1 pseudogene is annotated in these 322 nt (G+C 64.0%); it reads right to left on the reverse strand.

Going from position 1 to position 322, the window contains the following annotated elements:
- Positions 1-163 precede the first annotated feature (163 nt).
- Positions 164-322, reverse strand: a pseudogene (locus EN852_RS42905) (sterol desaturase family protein); the annotation flags it as partial.

Raw genomic sequence — 322 nt, forward strand, 5'->3', positions numbered from 1 at the left:
CGAAAATCGAGGGCAAGCGCATACGCGGCAAGGACAAGACCATAGCCAAACGGCATGCCATCACGTCGCGAGCGCGGAGTGACTGTCGACAGTGGCTGGGTTTGCCGGCGGAGACGGCTCAGGCGGCGGAGTAGCGGACAGCCCGATCAGTCCTCAGGCGATATTATTCCGCGGCCTCGACACCTGCCGACGGCAGTCCGGGCTTGCCCGCCTCCCCCGGATTTCTTCGCAGATACGCTGCCTTCAGCGTCTCCGACGTGTCGCGCGACCCGTCATGGCTCCATCCTGGCGGCTTGATGAGGTAGTTCAGGCGCTCTCGAAG

This window comes from Mesorhizobium sp. M2E.F.Ca.ET.209.01.1.1, from assembly GCF_004010375.2.
In the GTDB taxonomy this organism is placed as follows: Bacteria; Pseudomonadota; Alphaproteobacteria; order Rhizobiales; family Rhizobiaceae; genus Mesorhizobium.